This is a genomic window from Methanotorris formicicus Mc-S-70 (assembly GCF_000243455.1).
Taxonomy (GTDB): domain Archaea; phylum AGJL01; class Methanococci; order Methanococcales; family Methanococcaceae; genus Methanotorris; species Methanotorris formicicus.
The window spans coordinates 1-1,274 of record NZ_AGJL01000109.1 but is presented as its reverse complement, the minus strand read 5'-3'; the positions used below and the strand labels follow the sequence as shown (position 1 = coordinate 1,274).

Sequence of the window (1,274 nt, the reverse complement as noted above, 5' to 3'; positions counted from 1 at the left end):
ACTTGCTTTGCAAGCGAAAACCAGATTATGAATAGATTTTGGACGAATATAAATGGTTTTAAGAAAAAGTACGTTTTCTGTATGTTATCGGTTGTAACCGCACAGATATTAGCGATTTACAACCTAAAAACCTATGGTTACCCATTAATAAGGATTAAAGATATTAGGACATAAATTTAGATGTATAAATTATGCACCACACTCATTATTATATTCTTTTTTTATTACACTATGTTTTTATGACATTATGTTCTAACATTTTATTTACTAAATATTAATGAAAACTCAAAAAATTATAAATTTTAACTCTCCACTGTGTAAATTGTGATGTGGGATTAAAATAAACTTGTTGTTAGTTTTGAATTGTCTTTAAAGTCAATCATTGTCATTTTTAAAGGCAAAATTTTTTATGTGTTTTTATTTATAATACCGTAGTTCCCATCACAAATTTAAATAGTATCAAAATTATTGTCATGAAAATTATTGTTATAGGGGCTATTGTAATTAGATTCAACACATCCACTAAAAAAACTAAAATTGAAACTAAAAACAATAAATATATTTTAGGTTCCATACTTCTTCCAAATGGTATTTAGTTTAATCTTTTATCTTTTTAAAGCAATTATTGGAATCGTCATTAAAGTTAGGATTATTGCCCCTAATGGAATTGGTGCTTTTATTATTGATGATGGGGATGATTTTGGTATATAACCAACCGTTATTTTAATTGAGTCGATTCTGAGAAGCTCTTTTTTACCAATAGATATAGTAACTGAGTTATCACTTAAATATTTTTTAGCATTCTCTCCATCAATGGTGATAATGGTAGTTTCGACAGTATATTTCCCTCCTACTTCCAATACTCCCACATATTCACCATCTACCATAACAGGATTATTATTTCTATTCACATCATAAGCTTCAATTTCTACAACCATGTTTTGAATATCTATCTCATTTATATTGAGTGGAAAATTAAATGTTACAGTAACACCATGGGAGTTGTATTCGTCATTAGGGTCTGTGGAATCCTCCCAAACTTCTCCATATACTACCCCAACAAAGCTCAAAAAAAATTAGGGCAAGTAATATTTCCTTCATAATATCCCTACAATATTTACACTTAGAACTAATAAAGAAGAGAATATTGTAATCACACTATCAGTATATAAAGTATGTGGCTAAATGTATAGTCGTTTGTGTTATAACTTTGGTAATGATTACAATTTTATGAGGGATAATATGGAGAATATGTGTTGTTGTGGGGTTTAGGC

Annotated in this window: 1 protein-coding gene; it reads right to left on the bottom strand. The window is 28.5% G+C overall.

The features are described from left to right. Positions 1 to 605: 605 nt before the first annotated feature. Positions 606 to 1,070 (bottom strand): hypothetical protein, encoded by a 465-nt coding sequence (locus tag METFODRAFT_RS09590; RefSeq protein WP_007045432.1) that lies wholly within the window; start codon positions 1,068 to 1,070, stop codon positions 606 to 608. Between the last annotated feature and the right edge of the window lie 204 nt (positions 1,071 to 1,274).